This is a genomic window from Phyllobacterium sp. SYP-B3895 (genome assembly GCF_009647635.1).
In the GTDB taxonomy this organism is placed as follows: Bacteria; Pseudomonadota; Alphaproteobacteria; order Rhizobiales; family Rhizobiaceae; genus Phyllobacterium; species Phyllobacterium pellucidum.
In genome coordinates this window covers 435,245-459,938 of record NZ_WJIG01000003.1, presented here as the reverse complement: position 1 = coordinate 459,938, position 24,694 = coordinate 435,245, and the positions used below count along the sequence as shown (strand labels likewise).

Annotated in this window: 22 protein-coding genes; 13 read left to right on the top strand and 9 right to left on the bottom strand. The window is 59.9% G+C overall.

Translation table 11 applies throughout. The features are described 5' to 3' along the window. Positions 1-3 precede the first annotated feature (3 nt). On the bottom strand, positions 4-1,653 hold the full coding sequence (gene ettA / locus GF108_RS14760) for an energy-dependent translational throttle protein EttA (protein WP_153668613.1): 1,650 nt from the start codon (positions 1,651-1,653) through the stop codon (positions 4-6). Positions 1,654-2,135: 482 nt separating this feature from the next. Between ettA and GF108_RS14755 the strand changes: the two genes are divergently transcribed. The 7 genes from GF108_RS14755 (at position 2,136) to GF108_RS14725 (ending at position 9,530) form a co-directional block, all read left to right on the top strand. Continuing rightward, complete coding sequence (locus tag GF108_RS14755; RefSeq protein ID WP_153668611.1) at positions 2,136-3,092, top strand: alpha/beta hydrolase; 957 nt, start codon at positions 2,136-2,138, stop codon at positions 3,090-3,092. Between the two features lie 2 nt (positions 3,093-3,094). After that, the gene (locus GF108_RS14750; protein ID WP_153668609.1) at positions 3,095-4,282 is read left to right on the top strand and encodes a CaiB/BaiF CoA-transferase family protein; all 1,188 of its coding nucleotides are present in this window, start codon (positions 3,095-3,097) and stop codon (positions 4,280-4,282) included. After that, the gene (locus GF108_RS14745) at positions 4,266-5,915 is read left to right on the top strand and encodes a thiamine pyrophosphate-binding protein (RefSeq protein WP_153668607.1); all 1,650 of its coding nucleotides are present in this window, start codon (positions 4,266-4,268) and stop codon (positions 5,913-5,915) included. Before GF108_RS14750 ends, GF108_RS14745 begins: the two co-directional genes overlap by 17 nt. A 92-nt stretch (positions 5,916-6,007) precedes the next feature. Beyond that, positions 6,008-6,739 (top strand): glycosyltransferase family 2 protein, encoded by a 732-nt coding sequence (locus tag GF108_RS14740; protein ID WP_027231937.1) that lies wholly within the window; start codon positions 6,008-6,010, stop codon positions 6,737-6,739. Further along, entirely contained in the window at positions 6,732-7,052 is a 321-nt protein-coding gene (locus tag GF108_RS14735) for a lipid-A-disaccharide synthase N-terminal domain-containing protein (RefSeq protein WP_027231938.1), read from the top strand. Before GF108_RS14740 ends, GF108_RS14735 begins: the two co-directional genes overlap by 8 nt. Continuing rightward, a complete protein-coding gene (locus GF108_RS14730) occupies positions 7,049-8,752 on the top strand; it encodes an ArnT family glycosyltransferase (RefSeq protein ID WP_370462178.1) in 1,704 nt (567 codons plus the stop codon). Before GF108_RS14735 ends, GF108_RS14730 begins: the two co-directional genes overlap by 4 nt. Before the next feature lie 118 nt (positions 8,753-8,870). Beyond that, positions 8,871-9,530 (top strand): hypothetical protein, encoded by a 660-nt coding sequence (locus GF108_RS14725; RefSeq protein ID WP_153668605.1) that lies wholly within the window; start codon positions 8,871-8,873, stop codon positions 9,528-9,530. A gap of 13 nt (positions 9,531-9,543) precedes the next feature. Here GF108_RS14725 and GF108_RS14720 read toward each other — a convergent pair whose 3' ends face one another. The 8 genes from GF108_RS14720 to GF108_RS14685 form a co-directional block, all read right to left on the bottom strand. Beyond that, on the bottom strand, positions 9,544-10,863 hold the full coding sequence (locus GF108_RS14720) for a UDP-glucose/GDP-mannose dehydrogenase family protein (RefSeq protein WP_153668603.1): 1,320 nt from the start codon (positions 10,861-10,863) through the stop codon (positions 9,544-9,546). A 107-nt stretch (positions 10,864-10,970) separates the two neighbouring features. Further along, positions 10,971-12,032, bottom strand: coding sequence for an L-glyceraldehyde 3-phosphate reductase (gene mgrA, locus GF108_RS14715; RefSeq protein ID WP_153668602.1), 1,062 nt, complete (start codon positions 12,030-12,032; stop codon positions 10,971-10,973). A gap of 148 nt (positions 12,033-12,180) precedes the next feature. Next, positions 12,181-13,182 carry an ABC transporter ATP-binding protein gene (locus tag GF108_RS14710; protein ID WP_153668600.1) on the bottom strand — a complete coding sequence of 334 codons (1,002 nt, stop codon included), beginning with the start codon at positions 13,180-13,182 and terminating at the stop codon, positions 12,181-12,183. Positions 13,183-13,210: 28 nt separating this feature from the next. Continuing rightward, positions 13,211-14,272: a Gfo/Idh/MocA family protein gene (locus GF108_RS14705; RefSeq protein WP_153668598.1), complete on the bottom strand. Its 1,062-nt coding sequence runs from the start codon at positions 14,270-14,272 to the stop codon at positions 13,211-13,213. Beyond that, a complete protein-coding gene (locus tag GF108_RS14700) occupies positions 14,269-15,108 on the bottom strand; it encodes a carbohydrate ABC transporter permease (RefSeq protein ID WP_027231947.1) in 840 nt (279 codons plus the stop codon). Before GF108_RS14700 ends, GF108_RS14705 begins: the two co-directional genes overlap by 4 nt. A gap of 13 nt (positions 15,109-15,121) precedes the next feature. Further along, positions 15,122-16,072 carry a carbohydrate ABC transporter permease gene (locus tag GF108_RS14695; RefSeq protein ID WP_036814461.1) on the bottom strand — a complete coding sequence of 317 codons (951 nt, stop codon included), beginning with the start codon at positions 16,070-16,072 and terminating at the stop codon, positions 15,122-15,124. Positions 16,073-16,217: 145 nt separating this feature from the next. Further along, positions 16,218-17,477 carry an ABC transporter substrate-binding protein gene (locus GF108_RS14690; RefSeq protein WP_153668596.1) on the bottom strand — a complete coding sequence of 420 codons (1,260 nt, stop codon included), beginning with the start codon at positions 17,475-17,477 and terminating at the stop codon, positions 16,218-16,220. Positions 17,478-17,513: 36 nt separating this feature from the next. Next, positions 17,514-18,440 carry an N-acetylmuramic acid 6-phosphate etherase gene (locus GF108_RS14685; protein ID WP_370462177.1) on the bottom strand — a complete coding sequence of 309 codons (927 nt, stop codon included), beginning with the start codon at positions 18,438-18,440 and terminating at the stop codon, positions 17,514-17,516. 198 nt (positions 18,441-18,638) lie between these two features. On the opposite strand from GF108_RS14685, the gene GF108_RS14680 reads away from it, so the two are divergent. From GF108_RS14680 to ugpB, 6 genes are all read left to right on the top strand, one after another. After that, positions 18,639-19,526 carry a BadF/BadG/BcrA/BcrD ATPase family protein gene (locus tag GF108_RS14680; RefSeq protein ID WP_370462176.1) on the top strand — a complete coding sequence of 296 codons (888 nt, stop codon included), beginning with the start codon at positions 18,639-18,641 and terminating at the stop codon, positions 19,524-19,526. After that, positions 19,519-20,304, top strand: coding sequence for a GntR family transcriptional regulator (locus GF108_RS14675; RefSeq protein ID WP_027231952.1), 786 nt, complete (start codon positions 19,519-19,521; stop codon positions 20,302-20,304). The genes GF108_RS14680 and GF108_RS14675 overlap by 8 nt, the downstream gene beginning before the upstream one ends. Before the next feature lie 20 nt (positions 20,305-20,324). Next, a complete protein-coding gene (locus GF108_RS14670) occupies positions 20,325-21,335 on the top strand; it encodes an SIS domain-containing protein (RefSeq protein ID WP_153669468.1) in 1,011 nt (336 codons plus the stop codon). Continuing rightward, positions 21,332-22,489 carry an N-acetylglucosamine-6-phosphate deacetylase gene (gene nagA / locus GF108_RS14665; RefSeq protein ID WP_153668594.1) on the top strand — a complete coding sequence of 386 codons (1,158 nt, stop codon included), beginning with the start codon at positions 21,332-21,334 and terminating at the stop codon, positions 22,487-22,489. The genes GF108_RS14670 and nagA overlap by 4 nt, the downstream gene beginning before the upstream one ends. 54 nt (positions 22,490-22,543) lie before the next feature. Further along, positions 22,544-23,143 carry a bifunctional nicotinamidase/pyrazinamidase gene (gene pncA, locus GF108_RS14660; RefSeq protein WP_153668592.1) on the top strand — a complete coding sequence of 200 codons (600 nt, stop codon included), beginning with the start codon at positions 22,544-22,546 and terminating at the stop codon, positions 23,141-23,143. Between the two features lie 206 nt (positions 23,144-23,349). Next, positions 23,350-24,660 carry a sn-glycerol-3-phosphate ABC transporter substrate-binding protein UgpB gene (gene ugpB, locus GF108_RS14655; protein ID WP_153668591.1) on the top strand — a complete coding sequence of 437 codons (1,311 nt, stop codon included), beginning with the start codon at positions 23,350-23,352 and terminating at the stop codon, positions 24,658-24,660. Positions 24,661-24,694 lie beyond the last annotated feature (34 nt).

Genomic DNA, 24,694 nt, shown 5'->3' with positions numbered 1-24,694 from the left:
GACTTACCGCGTCAGGCGCTTGTAGGTCGGACGCTTCGGGTTGACGCTGTCCGGGCCGAGGCGGCGGATCTTGTCGTTCTCATATTCCTCGAAGTTTCCTTCGAACCATTCAACGTGGCTGTCACCTTCGAAGGCCAGGATATGCGTCGCAAGACGGTCGAGGAACATGCGATCGTGGCTGATGATCACGGCACAGCCCGCATACTTTTCGAGCGCATCCTCGAGCGCCGAAAGCGTTTCGGTGTCGAGGTCGTTCGTCGGCTCGTCGAGAAGCAGCACATTGCCGCCGGACTGCAGCATTTTGGCAAGATGCACGCGATTGCGCTGACCGCCCGATAGATTGCCGACTTTCTGCTGCTGGTCGCCACCCTTGAAGTTGAAGGCAGAGACATAGGCGCGCGAATTCATCTCGTGCTTGCCAAGCTTGATGATATCGTTGCCGCCCGAAATCTCCTCCCAGACGTTCTTGTCGCCCTTGAGGTGATCGCGGCTCTGATCGACATAGCCGAGATGGACTGTGTCACCGATGCGGATCGATCCGGAGTCCGGCTTCTCCTGGCCAGTGATCATCTTGAACAGTGTCGTCTTGCCGGCGCCGTTCGGACCGATGACGCCGACGATGCCACCCGGAGGCAGCTTGAAGGTAAGGTCCTCGATCAGAACCCGGTCGCCGAAGGACTTGGTGAGATTCTCAGCCTCGATCACCACCTGCCCAAGGCGCTCGCCAGCCGGAATGATGATCTGGGCGTCGCCCGGACGCTGGTCGTTGGCCGCATCGACCAGTTCGTCATAGGCCTTGATACGGGCCTTGGACTTGGCCTGGCGTGCTTTCGGGCTTGCTGCGATCCACTCGCGCTCACGCTCAAGTGCCTTCTGGCGCGACGCCTCTTCGCGGCCTTCCTGCTGCATGCGCTTCGATTTCGATTCGAGATAGGCCGAGTAGTTGCCCTCGTATGGGATGCCGCGGCCGCGATCGAGTTCGAGGATCCAGCCGGTCACATTGTCGAGGAAGTAGCGATCGTGAGTAATGAGCAGAACGGCGCCGGGATATTCGCGCAGGTGCTTTTCAAGCCATGCAGTCGTTTCGGCATCGAGATGGTTGGTCGGTTCGTCGAGAAGCAACAGGTCAGGTTGCGACAGCAAAAGGCGGCACAGCGCGACCCGGCGGCGTTCACCGCCGGAGAGCGTGGTGACATCGGCGTCGCCAGGCGGGCAGCGCAAGGCTTCCATCGCCATCTCGACCTGCGATTCCAGATCCCAGAGGTTCTTGGCGTCGATGATGTCCTGGAGCTTGGCGCCTTCATCGGCGGTCTCGTCGGAATAGTTCATCATCAGTTCGTTATAGCGGTCGAGGATCGCCTTCTTGTCGGCGACACCCTCCATCACATTGCCCATGACGTCCTTGCTGGCGTCGAGAGCGGGCTCCTGGGCGAGATAGCCAACCGTTGCTCCATCGGCAAGCCAGGCCTCCCCGGTGAACTCCTTATCCGTTCCCGCCATGATCTTGAGGATCGTCGACTTGCCGGCGCCGTTCGGGCCGAGAATGCCGATCTTGGCGTCGGGATAGAAGGAGAGATGAATATTCTCGAGAACTTTCTTGGTGCCATAGGCCTTATTGAGACCGGCCATATGATAAATGAATTGGCGTGCCATAACGCGCGTCACTCCGATGTTCGTATTCGTGTGAATGAAGTTGCGCCGTATTTAGGGGAAAGGCGCTCCGGTGGCAATGCGCGGGCGTTTTATTTCGCGGCCCGGCCCGCACCTCACCACTAGTTTCAGATAACCTGTCCCAAAATGAGCGAAACCGGGCGCGGATATTTCCGTCACCCGGTTTCCCCTCTGGTGCCGCATTCGGGGAGCGTCCTCTTCTCCCTTGAACGGCCATGTAACTGGCAAGATGGGCCGCTCGATCATCTGCAAAAGCGACGAAAGGTCAGAACCCGTTTCTTTCGGAGTGAAGTTCTGCGGCATGTTTTTATCGATTGCAAGTGGTTTTGCAAAAGAAAGTTGCACAAAGTTTTATCTGTTTATTTAATAGGCAGCGCCGCGATAATTTGGGCGATATTGATATGGACTTATTCCGCATTGACTAATCCCGCGCCACCCTTTCAATTGCGGGCGGGAGGCTGCGAATGGCATTCAAGGATGTTGAGACAATACGCACTGCGACGGGGGCTGCGCTTGCCGTTCGGGTCTCGCAGGCAGAAGCGGAGCCATGCGGCATTGTCCAGATTTGCCACGGCGTCAGCGAGCACTCCTTGCGCTATGCCCGCTTTGCGCAGTTTCTGAGCGAGAGGGGCTTTCACGTTTATGCCCATGACCATCGCGGCCATGGCCTGACCAAAGCGCCGGGAGCCCCGGCAGGACGCTTTGCCCAACAAGCCGGGCGCCAGCACGTGCTCGACGATGTCGATGTCGTCAACCACCTCGCCCGCAACCGGAATCCCGGACTGCCGCTCATCCTCTTCGGCCATTCAATGGGCGGGCTGGTTGCGCTCAACTATATCCTGAAGCATCCCGAGAATGTCAGCGGGACCGCAATCTGGAACACCAACTTTTCAACGGCGTCCCTCAATCGCCTTGCACTCGGTATTTTACGGGCAGAACGGATGCTCCTCGGTTCCGACGTCCCCAGCATGATCCTGCCAAAGCTCACCTTTCGCGACTGGGCCCGCAGGGTCAAGAATGCCCGCACGGCTTCCGACTGGCTATCGCGCGATCCCGACGAGGTGGATGCCTATCTCGCCGATCCGCTCTCGGGCTGGGACCCGACGGTCAGCATGTGGCGCGACATTTTCGATTTCATGAACGTCGGTACCAACGATGCTCTTCTCGCCACGTTGCGCCGCAACCTGCCATTCAATCTTGTCGGCGGCGCCGAGGATCCGGCCACGGCGAAAGGCAAGTCGGTCAAGGAGCTCGAAGAGCGCCTCTTGCGCCTCGGTTTCACCGATGTCGAAAGCCGGATCTATCAAGACACGCGCCATGAGGGCCTCAACGAAATCAACCGTGACGAGATCATGCAGGATTTTGCCTCCTGGGCGCTGCGCGTCGGAAAACATTCAACGAAAGAACTGGTACAAAACTGATCATGCCTGATGCACCCCTCAAAGGTATCCGTGTCATTGAACTTGCCCGCGTACTGGCGGGACCCTGGGCCGGACAAATCCTCGCGGACCTCGGCGCCGATGTGATCAAGGTGGAAAACCCTGCCGGCGGCGATGAAACGCGCGGCTGGGGACCACCCTTTATCACCAGCAGCGAGGGGGAGAACCTTTCCGCCGCCTATTTCCACGCCTGCAATCGCGGCAAGCGTTCAATTACCGCCGATTTCGCTACGCCCGAGGGACAGGAGACCGTGCGCGCGCTTTGCCGGACGGCAGATGTCGTTCTTGAGAACTTTAAAGTGGGCGGGCTACGCAAATACGGGCTCGACTATGAAACCCTCAGCGCCGACAACCCCAAGCTGGTCTACTGTTCGATCACCGGCTTTGGGCAGACCGGTCCCTACGCAGCGCAGGCGGGCTATGATTTCATCATCCAGGGCATGTCGGGGCTGATGTCGGTCACCGGTGAGCCGGACCGCGAACCGCAGAAAGTGGGCCTTGCCGTCGCCGACGTCTTTACCGGACTTTATTCGGTGATCGCCATCCAGGCGGCGCTGGCGCACGTCGCCAAGACCGGCGAAGGCCAGATGGTCGACATGGCGCTGTTTGACGTCCAGTCAGCCGTGATGGCCAACCAGGCCATGAACTACCTTGCGACCGGCAAGAGCCCGCACCGGATGGGCAATGCCCATCCGAATATTTCGCCCTACGAAGTGGTGCCGACAGCGGATGGCCATATGATCCTTGCCGTCGGTAATGACGGTCAGTTTGCCCGCTTCTGCTCGATCGTCGGCCTCGATGCGCTCGCAAGCGATCCGCGATTTCTGACCAACCGTGCCCGCCTCGAACATCGCGTGGAGTTGACCGCATTGATCCGCGCCGAGACGGCAAAGCGCAGCCGGGCGGAACTGCTCGATGCCTGCGCCGGCAATGCCGTCCCCGCTGGCCCCATCAATGGCATAGGCGAAATGTTCGACGACCCGCAGATCGTCGCGCGCCAGTTGCGCCTTGACCTTGAAGACAGCCACGGCAGTACTATCCCTTCCGTGCGCACGCCTATCGTCATGTCCAAGACCCCCCTGCAGTACGAGCGTCCCTCGCCCCGCCTCGGCGAACACAGCGCCGATATATTGAACGAATTGAAGGATATTACCGATGAAAACCGGCGGTGAACTGATCGTTGAAGCTCTGGTCGCCAATGGCGCCGAGCGGCTCTTCTGTGTTCCGGGCGAGAGCTATCTTGCGGTGCTCGACGCGCTCTACGACGCCAATATCGGCGTGACGGTGTGCCGGGCCGAGGGCGGCGCGGCGATGATGGCGGACGCCTGGGGCAAGCTCACGGGCAAGCCCGGTATCTGTTTCGTCACCCGGGGTCCAGGTGCAACCAACGCATCCCCCGGCATCCACATCGCCATGCAGGATTCGACGCCGCTCATCCTCTTCATCGGCCAGGTGCAGCGCGACGCCCGCGAACGCGAGGCGTTTCAGGAGGTCGAATACCGCCGCTTCTTTGCTGACACGGCAAAATGGGTTGCCGAGATCGACGATGCCCGCCGTATCCCCGAGTTTGTCACGCGCGCCTTCGCCGTTGCGACCTCCGGCCGTCCTGGGCCGGTCGTACTGGCGCTGCCCGAAGATATGCTCACCGACAAGGTGGAAGCCGTCGCGGCGCAAGGCTGGCAGCCGGTTGAAACCGGCCCGTCCGCTGCCGTCATCGAGAAGCTCGCCGACCTTTTGCAAGGCGCGCGGAAGCCGTTCATGATCCTTGGCGGCTCGCGCTGGAGCGAGCAAGCGGTTCATTCAATCGCGCGCTTTGCCGAGAAATGGCAGCTTCCGGTTGGTTGCTCGTTTCGTCGCCAGATGCTGTTCGACCATCTCCACCCCAATTATGCCGGCGATGTCGGCATCGGCATCAATCCGGCGCTGGGCGCGCGGGTCAAGGAGGCCGACGTTCTGCTCCTCGTCGGCGGCCGTTTCGGCGAAATGCCCTCGTCCGGCTATACGCTGATGGACAGTCCGTACCCGAAACAGACGCTGATCCACGTTCATCCGGATGCGGAGGAACTCGGACGGGTCTATCGCCCGAGCCTTGCCATAAATGCAGCGGCCGATGCCTTCGCGGCCGTGGTGGAGCATCTTGCGCCACCATCGCACATCAACTGGCCGGGCGAAGCTGAAACGGCGCACCAATCCTATCTCGCCTGGTCGACGCCGCCGCAGACAGGCCCGGGCCAGGTTGCGATGGGGCCGATCATGACCTACCTCGAAAGCGTCCTTCCGGAAGATGCGATCATGACCAACGGTGCGGGCAACTACGCCACCTGGCTGCATCGTTTTCATCGTTTCCGCCGCTTCGGCACGCAAGCTGCCCCGACTTCCGGCTCGATGGGATACGGCTTGCCGGCCGCTGTCGCCGCCAAGCAGCTTTACCCGGACCGCATGGTGGTGTGCTTTGCCGGCGACGGATGTTTCCTGATGAACGGCCAGGATTTCGCAACAGCGGTGAAGTATGATCTGCCGATCATTGTTCTCGTCATCAACAACAGCATTTACGGCACGATCCGCATGCACCAGGAGCGCGAATATCCGGGGCGCGTCTCAGCCACCGAACTCACCAATCCCGATTTCGCGATGCTTGCCCGAGCCTTTGGCGGCCACGGCGAGACTGTCGAAACGACGGATGCTTTCGAACCGGCATGGCAACGGGCAGTTGCCAGCGGCAAGCCCGCCATCATCGAAATCCGCCTCGATCCGGAAGCAATCACGCCGACAAGGACGCTATCCGACATTCGCGATAAGCGGTGATCAGCCCGGGCGTTGCGTGAATTGAGGTATGGCAAGCCGGTGCGTTCAATGTTATGGAGCGCGCCTGATGAGACAATACGAAAGCGTCTGACTTGAGCAATCCGGCAATCACCATTGTTATTCCCTGCCGCAACGAGGCCGCCAATCTAGCCTTTCTCCTCGATGAAGTGGATGCCGCCATGGATGGCCGCAGCTACGAGGTCATTGTCGTGGATGACGGCTCGACGGATACCACCGGCGACGTGCTCGCCGGCCGCATCATGGCAGGCAAGCCGCTGCGCCATGTGCGCCATGACAAATCCGCCGGCCAGAGCGCCGCAGTTCGTTCAGGGGTCTTCGCCGCCAAGGGCAATGTCGTCGTGACCATGGATGGCGACGGCCAGAACAACCCTGCCTATCTGCCGCAGCTTGCCGATGCCCTTCTTGAAGCCGGTCCAAGGACTGGCATTGCTGCGGGCCAGCGCTTGAAGCGAACCGACACCAAGCTCAAGCAGTTCGCCTCGAAATATGCCAATCGCCTGCGCGGTGCGATCCTCAAGGACAATACGCGCGATTCCGGTTGCGGCCTGAAAGCGCTGCACACGCAGATCTTTCGCGAACTGCCCTTCTTCGACGGCTGGCACCGCTATCTGCCCGCGCTCGTCATTCGCGAAGGCTATGGCGTCGTCCATGTCGACGTCGTCGATCGCGAACGGCGGCACGGCAAGTCCAACTACGGCATCCTCGACCGCGGCCTGCGCGGCATTCTCGATCTATATGGTGTCTGGTGGCTGAGAAAACGCCGCAAGACCGTCCCAACTATCACGGAGATCAGCCATGGCTGACGCTATAACCAATTGGCTGCACTCGGTATTCGTCGCGCAGTTCGATGCCTGGGTCGTGCTCGGATTCTTTGCGCAGGCGTGCTTTACCATGCGCTTCGTCCTGCAATGGCTGGCATCGGAACGGGCAAAACGCAGCGTCGTGCCTGTCACGTTCTGGTTCTTCTCGCTGTTCGGCGGCGCGCTGCTGTTCGTCTACGCCATCGTGCGCAAGGACCCCGTCTTCATCGCCGGACAAGGCCTCGGACTTGTCGTTTACGTTCGCAATCTCTGGCTGATCGCCAATGAGAAGAAAGCGATGACGCAAGACTCGTGAGCGCATTGGCGAGCCACATAAACGCAACGCCTGCCGCCACGACGCCGCGGCGGTTACGCCTGAGCCACTATCTGCTGCTGGTCTTCATCTGCATCGTTTCGTTCGTGCCGGGCATCGCCTTGATCCCCCCGCTCGACCGCGACGAGTCGCGCTATATCCAGGCCACTCACCAGATGGCGGAAAGCGGCGACTATGTCGATATCCGCTTTCAGGATGCCTCGCGCTACAAAAAGCCGATCGGCATCTACTGGCTGCAAAGCGCTGCCTTGAAGCTGACCGGCTTTGACGACAAGGCGCCCGCCTGGGCCTACCGCCTCGTCTCGGTGACGGGCGCGACCGTAGCCGTGCTGGCAACCGCGACGCTTGGCGCTTTCCTTTTCGGGCAAAGCGCCGGTCTTCTCGCCGGGATTGCCCTCGCCTCGATCGTCATGCTCGGCTTTGAAGCGCGCGTCGCCAAGACGGACGCGACAGTGCTCGCAACCGTCGTCATTGCACAGGCGGCGCTCGCCTTCATGTGGATGGCGAGCCGCAGGCAAGCGGCCGAAACCTGGGCGCCCGCGCTCACCTTCTGGGTGGCGACGGCTATCGGCGTATTGATCAAGGGACCCATTACGCCTTTCGTCAGTCTGCTAACAATGGCATCGCTCAGCCTCTACTACCGCGAATGGCGCTGGCTGAAGCGGCTGAAGCCCATTGCCGGCATCCTCATCCTGCTTGCGATCGTCCTGCCCTGGCTGATCATGATCACCATGAAAAGCGGCGGCGCCTTCTTCAACGAATCGGTCAACAAGGATTTCCTTTCCAAGGTGGGTGACGCGCAGGAAAGCCATGGTGCGCCGCCCGGCTATTTCGCCCTGATCTTCGTTTTCTTCATCTGGCCGTTCGGCGTGCTGGCGGTCCGCGGCGGCCTGCAGGCGCTCGGGCGCTTGCGCGAAGATCCGCGCCTTGCCTTTCTGGTCGCCTGGTACGTGCCGTTCTGGCTGGTGACAGAATTGATCCCCACCAAACTGCCGCACTATGTCCTGCCCGCCTATCCAGCGCTCCTCCTGATCATGGCCTGGGCCGTCGACACGGGGGTCGCATCGGGGCCCTATCATGGCAAATGGCAGATCTGGATCGAACGGCTGACCCTGCTCGGCCTTGCCGCCGCCACGGTGGCGCTGATGGGCGCAGGCCTCGTCCTGCCTTACGTGATGACCGGCTCCTTCTCGCTTCCCGGCATCATCGCCTTCTTCACAGCGTTCGCCGCAGGGCTCTTCGCCAGCGGGCTCATCCTGAATCACAACTTGAAGGGTGCACTGCAAGCTTCTGCAACCTTTGCTATAATTACCCTCGGATTGCTTACATGGGGCGTCGTTCCTGCCCTGACGCCAATGTGGCTGAGCCCGGCGATCGCCGATGCCTACAAGGCAGCAAAGCCCTGCCCGGACAGCGTGCTGGCCTCTGCCAGCTATGCCGAACCAAGCCTCGTCTTCCTTGCCGGCACGAATACGGTGCTGACCGACGGGGCCGGAGCCGCCCAGCACATTCTGGCCAATCCGAAATGCGCGATTGCAGCGGTGGATGAAGGACAGCGCAACGGTTTCATCGCCAGCCTGCCGGGGGGCGAGAAATCCGTCGCCGCCATCGCCACCGTCTCCGGCATCAACTACAGCAAGGGCCGGCGCACGACGGTGACGTTGTATAGGGCCGAGCCCTAGTCATGGGCCTTATCCGGGCGATCTCTTTAGGCAGTTCCCAAAGCCTGCGACTAGAGTCGAATTGATTCTCTGGCACGATTTATAGGAACCTATTCCCCGGTTCGCGGGGAATCAGACCATGACCACAATTCGCGATGTACGAAATGCCGTGCGCCCGCTCATCGAGCGCCGCGATGACCTTTTCTCGATGTGGCGCTTTGTGTTCATCAAGCCCGTGCGGCACATCCTGCGCGGTGTCCACTTCGAAAGCCGCCGTGACCCGAAAATATTCGGATCGCGTTTGTCCGTTCAGTCGCTGGTGCCGGCGCTCCCGGAGTTCCGGCTGGGCTGGGGGGAGCGATTTTATCCTACTGACCAGGAAGGACGAGTGCTCGGCAGTGGTTGGGACGCTGGTGATCCTGAAATGGTCTCGCAAGTGCTCGATACGGCCGAAGAGGTACTGGCGCAATTGCATGCTATCGACACACTCGACGACTATCATTCATATCTTTCGTGCCTTCAGGTTCCGTGGATAGCGTCGCCCACACTTGAACTCAGCGAAGTCATGAACCACGCAATGAAGGGTGAATTCGCCTCTGCCTGCGAAAAGCTCGAAAGCAGTGATCGCTCGCTCAAACATTTGAACACGCTAACCCCGCGTTTCCATAAGGCGCTTCACGCCGAAGACCGCGCCGAGGTCGCACAAATCCTGCATGACTGGGAGTCGGCCACGGTCAAAACGTACAAGATCGGCAAGTTCTGGGAGAGAACACCTTTTCCGCTGGAGCTTAAAGGCTGAAGCATTGAGCGCCTCAGCTTGCTCTGCCGATCAGCGGCCGGCCCACGGAATGGTACTCGAGGCCGGTGCCGTCGAGGTCCTGCCCGCTATAGACGTTGCGCAGGTCAAACAGGATGTTTCCATCCATCAGGCTTGCGACTCGCTTCAGATCAAGGGCCCGGTAGACGTTCCATTCGGTGAGGAGCAGCGTAATCCCCGCCCCTTCCACGGCCTCATAGGCCGACTTGCACCAGTTGACGCCGCTCAGCACCTGTTCGGCCGCGGTGCGCGCCTCCGGATCGTGCGCCCGAACTGTCAGCCCCGCTTTTTGCAATAGCGGAATGATATCGAGTGCCGGAGACTCGCGAATATCGTCGGTATTCGGCTTGAAGGCGATGCCGAGGACCGCGACGCTCTTCACGCCATGCTTCTGTGCGGCCTCTATCACTCGCTCCGCCATGGAGCGCTTGCGCTGCTCATTGATTGAGACCACCTGCTCGATCAGCGTTTGTGGCGCGTCAAGCTTGCGGCCCGTGGCGGCATAGGCGCGCGTATCCTTCGGGAAACAGGAACCACCGAAACCCGGACCGGCATGCAGGAATTTCGAACCGATGCGATTGTCCATGCCGATGGCGCGGGCGACATCCTGAACATTGCCGCCCGCCTTCTCGCAAAGGTCGGCGACCTCGTTGATGAAGGTCACCTTCATGGCAAGGAATGCGTTCGCGGCATATTTGATGATCTCGGCGTTTTCGAGCGTCGTGACGATCATCGGCGTCTCGCGCAGGTAAAGCGGGCGGTAGACCCGCCTCATCGCGATCGCACCCGCCTCATCATGCACGCCGACGACCACACGGTCCGGCCGAAGAAAGTCTTCTACAGCAGAGCCTTCACGCAGGAATTCAGGGTTCGATACCATCGAGAACGCAACGCCCGGCCTTGCCTTGGCGATGCGCGCCCGCACATCGGCATTGGTGCCGACGACGACGGTCGACTTGATGACGATGACGGCATCGGGTTTCATCGCCGCTGCGATCTCGTCTGCGGCTGCATGGATATATTGAAGGTCAGCCTCGCCATCGCCGCGGCGCGACGGCGTGCCCACGGCGATGAAGATGACATCCGCATCGGCAACAGTTGTCGCAAGGTCGGTGGTGAATACGAGACGTCCGTCCTTGGCATTACGGTCGAGCAGGTCGTCGAGCCCCGGTTCGAAGATCGTGACTTCGCCGGCCTGCAACCGCTCGATGATCGCGGGGTTCTTGTCGACGCAGGTCACCTGGAAGCCGAATTCGGCAAAGCAAACACCGGATACCAGACCGACATATCCGGTCCCGATCATCGCAATCTTCATTGAAAGGCTCCAATCAGCATAACTCTGGCGCAGACATTTCGCATATTAGCGCTGCGCTGCCAATCGCCTGTGACGCTAGCGCCCCAAGCGATTGCAAATGGCGGGTATCAATCCATTTTGACGGGCTTGCGCTCAGGACCCTTGCGCTCGGCCGAAGCTGCCCAGAGGTTGATATTGGCGTCGTTGGCGTAGCTGTCGATTTCCGCAAGCTCCGCATCGCTGAACTCGAGATTGTCCAGCGCCTTGACGCAATCGACGACCTGCTGCGGCTTGCTCGCCCCGATCAGCGCCGTGGTAATACGTCCCTTGCGCAAAACCCACGCCAGCGCCATCTGCGCCAGCGTTTGCCCGCGCTTTGAAGCAATGGCGTTGAGCGCGCTTATATTCTTGAGGTTGCGGTCACTCAAAAATTCCGGGTTGAGGGATTTGCCCTGCGCAGCGCGGCTCTCCTCCGGAACGCCCTTCAGATATTTGTCGGTCAGCATGCCCTGCGCCAACGGCGAAAAGACGATGGACCCGATGCCAAGTTCTTCGAGCGTGTCGATCAGGCCGTCATCTTCGATCCAGCGGTTGATCATCGAATAGCTCGGCTGATGGATGAGGCACGGCGTGCCAAGCTCTTCGAGGATGGCCTCCGCCTCGCGCGTGCGCTTCGAATTGTACGAGGAAAGACCGACATATTGCGCGCGCCCGGAGCGAACAATGTGATCGAGCGCCATCATCGTTTCTTCGAGCGGCGTATCCGGATCGAAACGGTGCGAATAGAAGATATCGACATAGTCGAGACCGAGGCGCTTGAGGCTCTGGTCGCAGCTCGCGACGATATATTTGCGGCTGCCCCACTCGCCGTAGGGACCGGGCCACATGTTGTAGCCGGCCTTCGAGGAAATGATCAGTTCGTCCCGGTATCCCTTGAAATCGGTTCGCAAGATTTCGCCGAACGCTTCCTCTGCCGAGCCCGGAGGCGGGCCGTAATTATTGGCGAGGTCAAAATGAGTGACGCCGAGATCGAAGGCCTGACGGCAGATCGCCTGCTTGAGCTGATGCGGGGTGTCGTTGCCGAAATTGTGCCACAGGCCGAGCGAAATGGCCGGCAGCCGCAGACCGCTCTTGCCGCAGCGATTATATTTCATCGTGTCGTAGCGCTTGGTATCCGGTGTCCAGACCATCGTCGTCGTCCTGCCCTGAAGTATTGCAACTCGCGCGTGATTCCGCGCGAGCCGGACTATGGCGCAATACCCCATCCATGTCATGGGCGGATTTGGTGAACCCTACCGCCCACAGCGCAATTTTCGGATTGCAGCCCGGCCCGGCGTCTCAGCCTTTGATAGCCTGCCCGTCCTTGTCGAAACGATAGGTGCGGCCCGGCATCGGCGTCGCAAACAACGTGCTGTCGACCTCATATTGGTGCTCGCCGAAGAGGCGTACCGTCAGCGGACCGAAATCGGTCTGAAGGTAGATGATCGTATCGGCGCCGAGATGCTCGACATGGATGACCGAGCCTTTCCATTCGCCGGATGTCTTGCTGACATCGATATGTTCCGGCCTTACGCCAATTGTCCTGGCGCCGCTCTGTCCGAGTTTGGTGGCATCGATAAGGTTCATCTGCGGCGAACCTATGAAGCCGGCAACGAAAATCGTCTGCGGCGCATTGTAGAGTTCCATCGGCGAGCCGACCTGCTCGATCCTGCCCTTATTGAGGACCACGATCTTGTCGGCGAGGGTCATCGCCTCAACCTGGTCATGCGTCACATAGATCATGGTCGCCTTGAGCTGGCGATGCAGGCGCGCGATTTCGAGGCGCGTGTTCACCCGGAGCGCCGCATCAAGGTTTGAAAGCGGCTCATCGAAGAGGAAGAGCTCCGGCTCGCGAACGATCGCGCGGCCGATGGCGACGCGCTGGCGCTGGCCGCCCGAAAGCTCTGCCGGGCGCCGCTCCAGATAGTCGTCGAGGGACAGCATTGATGACGCGATCTTGGTACGTTCCTTGATCTCTTCGGCCGGCTTGCCTGCCTGCTTCAGCCCGAGGCCCATATTGTCCCGTACCGAAAGGTGCGGATAGAGCGCATAGGTCTGGAACACCATGGCGATGCCGCGCTTGGCGGGCGGCGTGTTGTTGACCTTTTTGCCGTCGATCAGAATATCGCCGGAGGTCGCGTCTTCGAGGCCGGCAATGACCCGCAGCAAGGTGGACTTGCCGCAGCCCGAAGGGCCGACAAATATGACGAACTCACCGTCCGCAACCTCAAGGTCGATGCCCTTAAGGACGTCGACTTGGCCGAACGACTTGCGGATATTCTCAATCTTCAAAGAACCCAATGTCTTGTTCCCGTTCGTTGATTCTAAATTATAGCTTTACCGGCCTGCCGGTCCGCACGCTTTCATCCGCAGCAAGGCAGACGCTCAGCGAGCGCACGGCGTCACGCATGTGCCGGTCGAGGTCGAGATTTTCGCGGATTGCTTTCAGCACGAAGGCCTGCTCGAGATCGCAGAGTTCCTGGTGCCCGGGTTCCCCGGCCATGTTCAGAAGCTCGTCGGGCGCGGCAAAGCGGCCGTCCTTGCCGGTCTTTGCCGAATGCAGCTTGATGGTCGAAGTCTTCGTATGCGAGTCGATATCGTCGGACTTCGCGTTCTGGTCCATGACGATCGAAACACAGCCATTCGGCGATATCACATCCTTCACGAAGAAGGCCGTCTCCGACATCATCGGACCCCACCCGGCCTCGTACCAGCCCACCGACCTGTCATCAAACAGCACTTGCAGATGGCCGTAATTATACATGCCGGCATCGATCTCATCGGAGAGCCGCACGCCCATGCCGCGCACCTCCGTCGGCGTTGCATCGGTTATTTGCAGCATCACGTCGAGATAGTGCACGCCGCAATCGACGATAGGCGACGTCGTCTTCATCAGCGACTTATGGGTTTCCCATGTCGTGCCCGACGATTGCTGGTTGAGGTTCATGCGAAAAACGTAGGGACCGCCGAGCTTGCGTGCCTCGCCGATCAATCGCATCCATGACGGATGGTGGCGCAGGATGTAACCGATCACCAGCTTGCGGCCGTATTGCTTCGCCGCTGCAACGACCCTTTCCGCATCAGCTACCGTTGTCGCGAGCGGCTTTTCGACAAAGACGTCGGCCCCTGCCGCCATGGCCGCAACCGCATAGTCGGCATGGCTGTCGGAATAGGTATTGATCGATACGAGGTCCGGCTTGAGGTCGGCCAGCGTAGTTTCGAATGACGGATGGATCGTGTAGGAAGCGAGTTCCTCCGGCAGCGGCACGACAGACCTGTTCACCAGACCGACGATCTCGAAGCCGGGATTGTTGTGATAGGCGAGCGCATGGCTGCGGCCCATATTGCCGAGGCCAGCAACAAGCACACGGATAGTCTTTTCTGTCGTCATTTAACGGCTCCCGACGTGATGCCGCGGATCAGCTGCCGCGAGAAGATGAGATAGAGGACGAGAACCGGCACGATCGCCAGCGTAAGGGCGGCAAGAACAGCGTTCCAGTTGGTCACGAACTGGCCGATAAACACCTGCGATCCGAGCGTGACTGTCTTCGTCGCATCGCTCGGCGCTAGGATGAGCGGGAACCAGAGATCGTTCCAGATCGGGATCATCGTGAAGACGGCCACGGTTGCCATTGCGGGCTTAACCAGCGGCAACACCAGGCGAAAGAAGATCGAATACTCCGAAAGACCATCGATACGGCCGGCATTTTTCAGATCGTCGGAGACGGTACGCATGAACTCGTTGAGGATGAACACTGCAAGCGGCAGGCCCTGGGCCGTATAGACGAGAATGAGCGCTGTCAGCGTGTTGACGAGGCCCGCCGCGACCATGCCCTGCAGGATCGCGACCGTTCCAAGGCGGATCGGGATCATGATTCCGAGGGCAAGGTAGAGGCCCATAAGCGTATTGCCCTTAAATCGATACTCGGAAAGGGCGAAAGCCGCCATCGCGCCAAAGAGCAGCACGAAGAAGATCGATACGGCGGTAACGATGAAGCTGTTCTGGAAATAGAGGACGAAGTCGCCCTGGGTCAGCACCGTATTATAACCGATGAGACTGAACGTTGACGGTGTCGGGATCGCAAGCGGGTCGCGGAAGATCGACGCCCGGTCCTTGAAGGAGTTGATGACGACAAGGAACACCGGAAACAGCGCGATAAGCGTATAGGCGCCGAGTGCGAGATGGACGAGGCCCGTGCGAAGTGGCGATGCGGTTGGTTTTGCCATTTTGGTGCCTCGCTTAGAACTGGTACCGGCGCATGCGCCGCTGGATGGCAAAGAGGTAGAGACAAACGCCGGTGAGGATGATCAGGAACATCACTGTCGCAATCGTCGCGCCCATGGATTTGTCACCGATCTGCAGCTGGAAGCCGAAGAAGGTGCGGTAAAGTAGAGTGCCCAGAATATCCGTCGAACCGTCAGGACCCGCCAGCGCGCCCTGAACCGTGTAGACGAGATCGAAAGCATTGAAATTGCCCACGAAGGTCAGGATCGAAATGATGCCGATTGACGGCAGGATCAACGGCAGCTTGATCTTCCAGAATTGGCTCCAGCCGGTGACGCCATCGCATTCCGCAGCTTCGAGAACTTCATCGGGAATATTCAGCATCGCCGCGTAGATCAGCATCATCGGTATGCCGACATATTGCCAGACGGAGATCAGCGAGACGGCGATAAGCGCCGTGCCGGGCTTGCCGAGCCAGGGCGAGAAGATCGACTTCAAACCAACGAGATCGAGGAGAAATGGCGATACGCCCCAGATCGGCGACAGTATCAGCTTCCAGATAAAGCCGACGATGACGAAGGAGAGCAGCGTCGGCAGGAACATTGCCGTGCGGTAGAAAGCGCCGAACCGCAGCTTCGGCACCGAGAGCAGCGCCGCGAGGGCGACGCCAATCGGATTTTGCACGATCATGTGTATGAGGAAGAAGACAAAATTGTTGCGCAGCGCGTTCCAGAAGCTGGCAGCCCAGCGCGGGTCACCGAAAAGCACGTTGAAATTGCCGAGACCGACGAAAACGCTCTGACCATCTTTCACATTGAAGAGCGACAGCCGCAGCGTCTCGATGAGCGGCAGGATCATGATGGCGGTATAGACGAGCACCGCCGGCGCCAGGAACACCAAAATGTGCCAGCGCCGCGGCCGCCTGTCGGCGCCCCGATCAACGATTGCTTGTTCGACTGTGCTCATTAAATCAGAGTCCCCTGATATTCTTGGTCATGACTTTTGCGGCGCATGACGGCCGTTCACACGGATGATAGCGCAAGAAGCGCCCAATGTTCCGATAAAGAAATAGCCGGAGCCTCCTTCACGGACGCTCCGGCTATGGTTTGTTTTACTTGGCCGGCTTGTACCAGCTGTCGAGACCGTCCTGCAGCTTCTTGGCGGCAGCTTCCGGCGTATCTGTGCCGTTGATCACGTTGGCTGATTCAACCCAGGTTTCGTTTTCGAGGTTCGGCGTGCCGCGCGACAGGATCTGATAGGTCGAGCGGATCGTCGGCTTGCACTTCTCGCGCCAGGAAACAAATTCCTGCGCCAGCGGGTCCTGCATCTTCACCGCAGTCGAGTTGAGGCTGAAGAAGCCCGGCAGCGCATTGGCGTAGATTTCAGCGAATTCCGGCGAAGCAACCCATTCGAGGAACTTCTTGGATTCTTCAGGATGTGCGCTCTTGGCGTTGAGGCCGACACCGATATCGTTGTGGTCGGAGATGTAGCAAGCATCGCCGGCGTTCTTAACCGGCGGCGGGAATGCCCCCATCTTGAACTGGGCCTGCGTGTTGAACAGGCCGATTTCCCACGAGCCGGCCGGATAGATCGCAGCGCGGCCGAGCGTGAAGAGGTTCTGGCTGTCAGGGTAGGTCTGGGCTTCAAAACCGTCGCCGAGATAGTCCTTCCACTTGGCGAGGACCTTATAGGGCTCGACCCAATCCGCATCGGTCAGCTTTTCCTCGCCCTTGATCAGCTTGGCGCGGCCTTCCTCACCCTTCCAGTAGGTCGGTCCGATGTTCTGGTAGCCCATGGTCGCTGCTTCCCAGAGGTCCTTGGTGCCCATGGCCATCGGGATATAGGTACCGTCGGCCTTGATCTTGTCGAGCGCGGCGAAGAACTCTGCCTCGGTGGTCGGGATCGCAATGCCGAGCTTGTCGAAGGCATCCTTGTTGTAGATGAAACCATGGATAACCGAAGCCATCGGCACGCAGAACGCGTCCTTGCCGTCATCGGTGGTCCATGCGGCCTTGGCGACGTCCGAGAAGTTCTTCATGCCCGAGAGGTCGTTGAGGCTGGTAAGGTTTCCGCGCTTGAACTGCTCGAGCGACTTGTCGAACGGACGGCACGTGATGATGTCGCCGGCGCTGCCCGCATCGAAACGTGCACCGAGAGCCGCGTCATATTCCGTCGGCGGAGTTGGCGCGAACTTGACCTTGATGCCGGGGTTCTTGGCTTCGAATGCCGGGATCAGTTTCTCCTGCCAGATGGCAAGATCGTCGGTGCGCCAGCTTTCGATCGTCAGCGTGGTGTCTGCGGCGTGGGCAAAACCGGCCGTAGCCAGGATGCTCGTCGCCATAAGCAGTGATTTTAAAGTCGTGCTTCCCATTTCAGTCTCCTGTTGCACCCCTTGCGAGCTGTGCCGTTAACGAGAGCCGAAGCTCTCCTTGAGGTCTTTACGACCAATTTCCGAAAGCGACGGGCGAAGCCTCTGTTGATTGCTTTCGAGAATTTCCAATGCTTTTTGCGGGCTTTCCGCGCCGGCGGCGAGCAGAATTGCCGCCTTGACGGAGCCGCCGCTCGCTTCAAGCAGCCTGACCGCGTCGCCGCGTTCGCATCCCCCCACCGCAGCGACGATTGCGGCCGCGCGGTCGCGCAGCTTGAGATTGTCGGCTGTAAGATTGACCATATAGCCGTCATGGACATGGCCGAGATGGATCGCCATCAGGGTCGACAGAAGGTTGAGCGCAATCTTCTGCGCCGTGCCTGCGCCCATGCGCGTCGATCCGGCAACCATTTCCGGCGGGGTCTCCAGCGTGATCGCAATATCGGCCTTGTCGAACAGCGGTACGGCCGGATTGTTGGCAATGGCAATGACCCTCATCCCGCGCTGTTTGCCAGCTCCGATGGCAGCGAGCGCATAGGGCGTGGTACCGCTGGCCGAAACTGCAATCAGGCAATCGCCGGCGCCAAGTCCGGCGGCCGCGATGTCCGCGGTCGCCTGGCTGGTATCGTCTTCATAGGAACCGGCAAGACGACCAAGGCTGGCAATGCCGCCGGCAATAAGGATGACGATGCGTTCAGGGGATATCCCGTAGGTCCCGGGGATTTCGAGTGCATCCGCGAGCGCCATCAGCCCGGAACTGCCGGCGGCGGCATAAGCCAGACGACCACCCGATGCGAGCGTATGAGCGGCCAGAGTGGCGGCTTCGGCAATGGAGCCAAGCGCTTGCGATACCGAGGCAGCCGCCTCGATTTGCGCTTCATGCAGCAATTGCAGAACATCTTCCGGCGAACGTTCGTCCAGCCCGAATGCCCTCTCATTGCGCTCCTCTGTGCGGGAAACTGCCACCACTCTCTCCTCGTTGTGATAAATAATGCCAAAAAAATACCACTTGTCCAGCAAATCTTAAAAAATTTCTGTTCACTCAAGTTTTTCGAGGTTTTTGTTCAATTTATTCAATGATATATTGGAAATGTACAAAATGCACGAATTAACACTTGGCTATTGGTATTTTATTGGTATTCTACTCGTGGAGGACGGTGAAACGTGAATTATCTCGTGGGAATCGATGGTGGTGGAACGAGCTGCAGGGCGGCGCTGGCCGATGCGGGCGGCCGGATCCTGGCCACGGGCAAAAGTGGTTCCGCCAATATCATGACCGATATGAACACCGCTCGGCTTAATATACTCGGCGCAACCGAAGCTGCCTTCACGGCGGCCGGAGTGTCCACGTCACTTGTCGCTTCTGCGTCTGCTGTCCTGGGGCTCGCCGGTGCAAATGTCGGCGGCAATGGCGCACAGCTCCAGGCAATGCTCCCCTTCAAGAACGCGGTGGTCTATTCCGACGGCGTCGTTGCGCTGCAAGGTGCGCTCGGCGATGCGGACGGAACGGTGGTCATTGTTGGCACCGGCTCGGTCTATGTCACTCGATCGGGAGAAGAAATACGTTTTGCCGGCGGATGGGGTTTCAAGGTCAGCGATCTCGGCGGCGGCGCCCGCCTCGGGCGCGACCTGCTGGAAGAGACATTGCTTGCCTATGACCGGTTTCACCCCTCATCGGCTTTGACCGACGCAGTCATGCGGCGCTTTGGCGGCAATCCGCACCAGATCGTCCAGTTCGCCCATTCTGCAAGCCCGGGCGATTTCGGTACATTTGCACCGATGCTGTTCGAATATGCTTCGCTGGAGGATCCGGTTGCCGTCGCGCTGATCGGGCGCTCAGTCCGGAACATCGAAGAAGGTCTCGACGCAGTGATGCCATCTGACGAGAGCCGCCTTTCCCTCCTCGGCGGGCTTGGCTCGCTCTACGGCCCCCTGCTTTCACCACGTTACAAGGCCCGGCTGCAGGAGCCGCTCAACGATCCCCTGACGGGCGCGGTCCAGCTCGCCGTGCATCACTTTTCCAGCGCAGGCGTGGAGCATATGCATGGCTGACGGTCTGATTGACATTCTTCCTTCGCTCAACGAGCAGGCAAGCGGCGGCCCACTTTATGTAAAGCTGCAGCGGCTCATCGAGAATGCGGTGCGCGACGGCATGCTGCGGCCCGGCGACGCCTTGCCGCCGGAGCGCGAGCTTGCGGCGATGGCCGAGATTTCACGCGTCACGGTGCGCAAGGCCGTGCAGGGCCTCGTCAATAGCGGCCTGCTCGTGCAGCGGCATGGCTCGGGCACCTTCGTTGCACCGCGCTCGGCCCGTGTCGAGCAATCGCTGTCGCACCTTACCTCGTTCACAGAAGACATGGCCCGGCGCGGCATGGTGGTGCGCTCTACCTGGCTTGATCGCGGTATCTATGCGCCCTCGCCCGAAGAGATGGTCACGCTCGGACTTTCTTCGGGGGAAAAGGTAGCGCGGATCAGCCGCCTGCGCGTCGCCAACGACACGCCCATGGCCATCGAACGCGCTGCACTGTCCATCAACGTGCTGCCGAATCCCGAGTTGGTCACAGTTTCGCTCTATGCGGTGCTGGCCGAGGGGGGCAACCGCCCTGTGCGCGCCATCCAGCGCATTTCTGCGGCCATCTTGAAGGAAAATGATGCTACATTGCTCCAGGTTCCGGCCGGCTCCGCCAGCCTGAATATAGAGCGCATATCCTATCTGGAATCGGGCAAGGTCATCGAGTTCACCCGATCGATTTACCGTGCGGATGCCTATGAATTTGTGGCCGAGCTGAAGCTTGGCGACTCTTCCGAAATATCAGGAGCAGTGCTTTGACGACCAAAACGACCACCCTCATGCGGGAGGAAATCCTTTCCATTCCCGCGGTGACAGAACGGTTCCTCAAAAGTTCCCGCGAAACCCTTGCCGCTGCCGGCGCGAAGCTGCGCGAGAAGAACCCGCCATTCCTCGCCTCGATTGCTCGCGGCTCGTCGGACCATGTCTGTTCGTTTCTCAAATATTCGAGCGAGTTGACCGCCGGGGTTCCCGTCGCTTCGCTCGGGCCATCGGTCGCCTCGATCTATGGCGTGACGCTGAAGCTCGCCGAAGCAGCGACGCTCTCGATATCGCAATCGGGCAAGAGCCCGGACATCGTCAGCATGACTCGCGCGGCAAGCGAGAGCGGCGCGCTTACCATCGCAATCACCAACGTCATCAATTCCGACCTTGCCAATGCGAGCGATTTTCCCATCGATATTCTCGCAGGTCCCGAGCGCAGCGTGGCGGCGACCAAGTCCTTCGTCAGTTCCGCCGTTGCCGGGCTGGCGCTCATCGGCCACTGGACCGAGGACAAAAAGCTGCTCACGGCTATCGATGCCCTGCCCGAGGCGCTGGCCAAGGCTGTCGAATGTGATTGGTCGCCCTTTGCCGGTGCACTCAAGGACGAAAACTCGCTGTTCGTGCTTGGCCGCGGGCCTTCCCTTGCTATCTCCAACGAGGTGGCATTGAAGTTCAAGGAGACGAGCGGCGTCCACGCCGAGTCCTATAGCGGCGCGGAAGTGATGCACGGGCCGAAGGCCATTGTCGGCAAGGGATTCCCCGTGCTGGTTCTGGCGGCGCGCGACGCTGCCGAAGATTCGCTTGTTGAAGCGGCGGACCGCCTCGCCGAGCAGGGCGCGGCGGTGTTCCTCACCTCATCAAAGCCGTCGAAGGCAACTGCGCTGCCCTTCGTCGCCACATCGCACCCACTCACCGATCCGCTCGCCCTGCTTGTTTCGTTCTATGCCTTCGTGGAAGGATTTGCCCGCAGCCGCGGCCTCAATCCCGACGAACCACCGCATCTGCGCAAGGTGACGGAAACAATATGAGCACCGCCTACGCATTGACGGGCGCCGAGATCTTCGACGGCGCGAACTGGCATAGCGACGCGGCGCTCGTCATCGACAAGGGCGTTGTCTCGAGCATTTCCGGCGCCGCCCTGCCGGACGATATCCGCCGTGTCGAACTCGGCGGCGGCAAGCTGGTGCCCGGGTTTATCGATATCCAGGTCAATGGCGGCGGCGGCGTCCTTCTCAACGACGGTCCGAGTGTCGACGTCATCCGGACGATCTGCGATGCGCATTTCGCCTTCGGGACGACTGCCCTGCTGCCGACGCTGATTACCGACACGCCCGAAATCACCGCGGCGGCGCTGAATGCCGGCAAGGCTGCCGCGCTCGACAAGGTGACGGGCTTTATCGGACTTCATATCGAAGGGCCCCACCTTTCGGTATCCCACAAGGGGACGCACGACCCGAAGCTCATCCGGCCCATGGAGGATGCCGACCTTGTCGCGCTTATCGAGGCAGCACAACAATTGCCTGTGCTCCTGACCACGGTGGCGCCTGAGACGGTACCCGCCGACAAGATCAAGGCTTTGACCGATGCCGGCGTCATTGTCAGCCTCGGCCATAGCGGCGCGTCCTACGAAGTCGCCCTCGCCGCCACGGAAGCCGGCGCGACCATGGCGACACATTTGTTCAACGCCATGAGCCAGCTTGGCCATCGCAGTCCCGGGGTCGTCGGTGCTGTGTTGCAGTCGGGCGAGCTTTCCGCCGGTCTTATCGCCGACGGGTTCCACGTCGACAGGGCATCGATGGCAATTGCCATCAGAGCCAAGCAAGGGCCGTCGCGCATTTTCCTCGTCACCGACGCCATGTCGACCATCGGCACCGACATCACCTCGTTCACGCTGAACGGGCGCCGGATAACCCGCGCCGGCGGACGGCTGACACTCGACGACGGAACGCTTGCGGGCGCCGACCTCGATATGATCTCAGCGGTGCGTTTCGTGCATGGCGAGCTGGGTCTGCCACTGGAAGAAGCCTTGCGGATGGCCTCGCTCTATCCGGCGGAGAGCCTGCGCATCGACCATCATTACGGTCGCCTTCTGCCCGGTTACATCGCCAACATCGTGCATCTTGACGATCGGCTCGACGTCAATCAGGTATGGATCGACGGCGATCTGCATTACGCGCGTTGACGCGGCTCGCCGATTGGTCATACTTGAATTCTTCACGAGACATTGGAGATGGATATGGCCAAGGACGCGTTGATCGTCGTTGATGTTCAGAATGATTTTTGCCCCGGCGGCGCCCTTGCCGTAGAAGGTGGCCACGAGATCATTCCGATCATCAACAAGCTGATCATGCGCTTCGACCACGTCATCCTGACGCAGGACTGGCATCCCGGCGGTCACTCGAGTTTCGCTTCGACCCATCCGGGGAAGGCACCTTTCGAGACGATCCCGATGTTTTACGGCAGTCAGACGCTGTGGCCCGATCACTGCATCCAGGGCAGCGTCGGGGCCGAGTTTCATGCCGAGCTGGAATGGACCAAGGCCGAACTCGTCATCCGCAAGGGTTTCCGCCATCACATCGACAGCTACTCGGCCTTTTACGAGAATGATCGCCAGACCCCAACTGGCCTCGCCGGCTATTTGCGTGACCGGGGGATCACCAATGTGACCTTTGCCGGACTTGCCACGGATTACTGCGTGGCCTATTCCGCGCTCGACGCCGTGGAGCACGGCTTTGCCGCCGATGTTCTTCTCGATGCCTGCCGCGGCATCAATCTAGGCGGTTCGCTGGCCGCCATGCTCGGTGAAATGCGCAAGGCCGGCGTCACACTGGTCTGACCATAGCCGGCAAATAAAATCATGGGCAGGTGCGCCGCGATCCCGGGACCGCCCCGCAGCCTCGACTGTCCCAGCGAATGAACAGCTGCGCATTTTTTCCACAGGCGGAACCAGACAAGGCACATTACTGTTGTCTGTTTGTCACATAATAGAGATACTGGCATCAAGCGCACTATAGATGACGCCTTCATCCATGGGAGATTGATATGACCTATCGTATTACCTCGTTGAGCCTTGCATTTGGCCTTGTCCTTGCCTCCTCCACCGCATCCTTCGCCGTCACCGAAATCAGCTGGTGGCATGCAATGACCGGCGCCAACAATGAAGTTGTCGAGACGCTGGCTAAGGAATTCAACGCGAGCCAGGGCGACTACAAGGTTGTTCCGGTTTTCAAGGGAACCTACCCGGAAGCATTGAATGCCGGCATCGCCGCATTCCGGGCCAAGCAGGCCCCGGACATTCTTCAAGTATTTGACGCCGGTACTGGCGTGATGATGGGCGCGGAAGGCGCGGTCAAGCCGGTAGCTGACATCCTTTCCATGGGCGGCTCTAAATTCGACAAGAGCCTCTATCTGCCGGGCATCGTCGCCTATTATTCCAAGCCTGACGGCACCATGCTGTCCTTCCCCTACAACAGCTCCTCGCCGATCCTTTACTACAACAAGGACGCCTTCAAGAAGGCTGGCCTCGATGAGAACAATCCGCCAAAAACCTGGACTGAAGTGTGGGACGCCGCCAAGAAGATCAAGTCCAGCGGTGCAGCGTCTTGCGGCTTCACCTCGACCTGGCTCACATGGATCCAGACCGAAAATTACGCGGCCTGGAACAATCTGCAGTGGGGCACCAACGAAAACGGCATCGCTGCCACCGATGTCGAGTTGAAGATAAACGCGCCGACCTTCGTCAAGCACTTCCAGGAGATTGCCGACCTCGCCAAGGATGGCACCTTCCGATATGGCGGTCGTACCTCCGAGGCAAAACAGCTGTTCACCTCGGGCGAATGCGCCATCTTCACTGAATCGTCAGGCGGCCTTGGCGACGTCGTGAAATCCGGCCTCAATTTCGGCACCGGCCAGCTTCCCTACGAGGCAGGTGCGCAAGGTGCGCCGCAGAACACGATTCCGGGCGGCGCCTCGCTTTGGGTCTTCGCCGGCAAGTCGGACGAGCAGTACAAGGGCGTGGCTGCGTTCTTCAATTTCCTGTCGAAGACCGATATCCAGGCTCGCCTGCATCAGGTCTCGGGCTACCTGCCCGTGACGATGGCAGCCTATGAGGCAACCAAGAAATCCGGTTTCTACGACAAGAACCCGGCCCGCGAGATCCCGATCAAGCAGATGCTGGGCAAGGCTCCTACGGAAAATTCCAAAGGCGTGCGCCTCGTCAACCTGCCACAGGTACGCGATATCGAGAATGAAGAGTTCGAGAACATGCTAGCCGGCAAACAGACGGCGCAGCGGGCGCTCGACAATGCCGTCAAGCGCGGCAATGCAGCGATCAAGCAGGCGCTCGGCCAATAAGCCCTTCCGTCTGAAACCCGGCCGCAAGCCCTTG

What these genes read in the sequence shown, in the direction of transcription:
- ettA (WP_153668613.1), bottom strand. Translation starts at nt 1,653, where the DNA reads ATGGCACGCCAATTCATTTATCATATGGCCGGTCTCAATAAGGCCTAT.
- GF108_RS14755 (WP_153668611.1), top strand. Translation starts at nt 2,136, where the DNA reads ATGGCATTCAAGGATGTTGAGACAATACGCACTGCGACGGGGGCTGCG.
- GF108_RS14750 (WP_153668609.1), top strand. Translation starts at nt 3,095, where the DNA reads ATGCCTGATGCACCCCTCAAAGGTATCCGTGTCATTGAACTTGCCCGC.
- GF108_RS14745 (WP_153668607.1), top strand. Translation starts at nt 4,266, where the DNA reads ATGAAAACCGGCGGTGAACTGATCGTTGAAGCTCTGGTCGCCAATGGC.
- GF108_RS14735 (WP_027231938.1), top strand. Translation starts at nt 6,732, where the DNA reads ATGGCTGACGCTATAACCAATTGGCTGCACTCGGTATTCGTCGCGCAG.
- GF108_RS14725 (WP_153668605.1), top strand. Translation starts at nt 8,871, where the DNA reads ATGACCACAATTCGCGATGTACGAAATGCCGTGCGCCCGCTCATCGAG.
- GF108_RS14720 (WP_153668603.1), bottom strand. Translation starts at nt 10,863, where the DNA reads ATGAAGATTGCGATGATCGGGACCGGATATGTCGGTCTGGTATCCGGT.
- mgrA (WP_153668602.1), bottom strand. Translation starts at nt 12,032, where the DNA reads ATGGTCTGGACACCGGATACCAAGCGCTACGACACGATGAAATATAAT.
- GF108_RS14705 (WP_153668598.1), bottom strand. Translation starts at nt 14,272, where the DNA reads ATGACGACAGAAAAGACTATCCGTGTGCTTGTTGCTGGCCTCGGCAAT.
- GF108_RS14700 (WP_027231947.1), bottom strand. Translation starts at nt 15,108, where the DNA reads ATGGCAAAACCAACCGCATCGCCACTTCGCACGGGCCTCGTCCATCTC.
- GF108_RS14695 (WP_036814461.1), bottom strand. Translation starts at nt 16,072, where the DNA reads ATGAGCACAGTCGAACAAGCAATCGTTGATCGGGGCGCCGACAGGCGG.
- GF108_RS14690 (WP_153668596.1), bottom strand. Translation starts at nt 17,477, where the DNA reads ATGGGAAGCACGACTTTAAAATCACTGCTTATGGCGACGAGCATCCTG.
- GF108_RS14675 (WP_027231952.1), top strand. Translation starts at nt 19,519, where the DNA reads ATGGCTGACGGTCTGATTGACATTCTTCCTTCGCTCAACGAGCAGGCA.
- GF108_RS14670 (WP_153669468.1), top strand. Translation starts at nt 20,325, where the DNA reads ATGCGGGAGGAAATCCTTTCCATTCCCGCGGTGACAGAACGGTTCCTC.
- nagA (WP_153668594.1), top strand. Translation starts at nt 21,332, where the DNA reads ATGAGCACCGCCTACGCATTGACGGGCGCCGAGATCTTCGACGGCGCG.
- pncA (WP_153668592.1), top strand. Translation starts at nt 22,544, where the DNA reads ATGGCCAAGGACGCGTTGATCGTCGTTGATGTTCAGAATGATTTTTGC.
- ugpB (WP_153668591.1), top strand. Translation starts at nt 23,350, where the DNA reads ATGACCTATCGTATTACCTCGTTGAGCCTTGCATTTGGCCTTGTCCTT.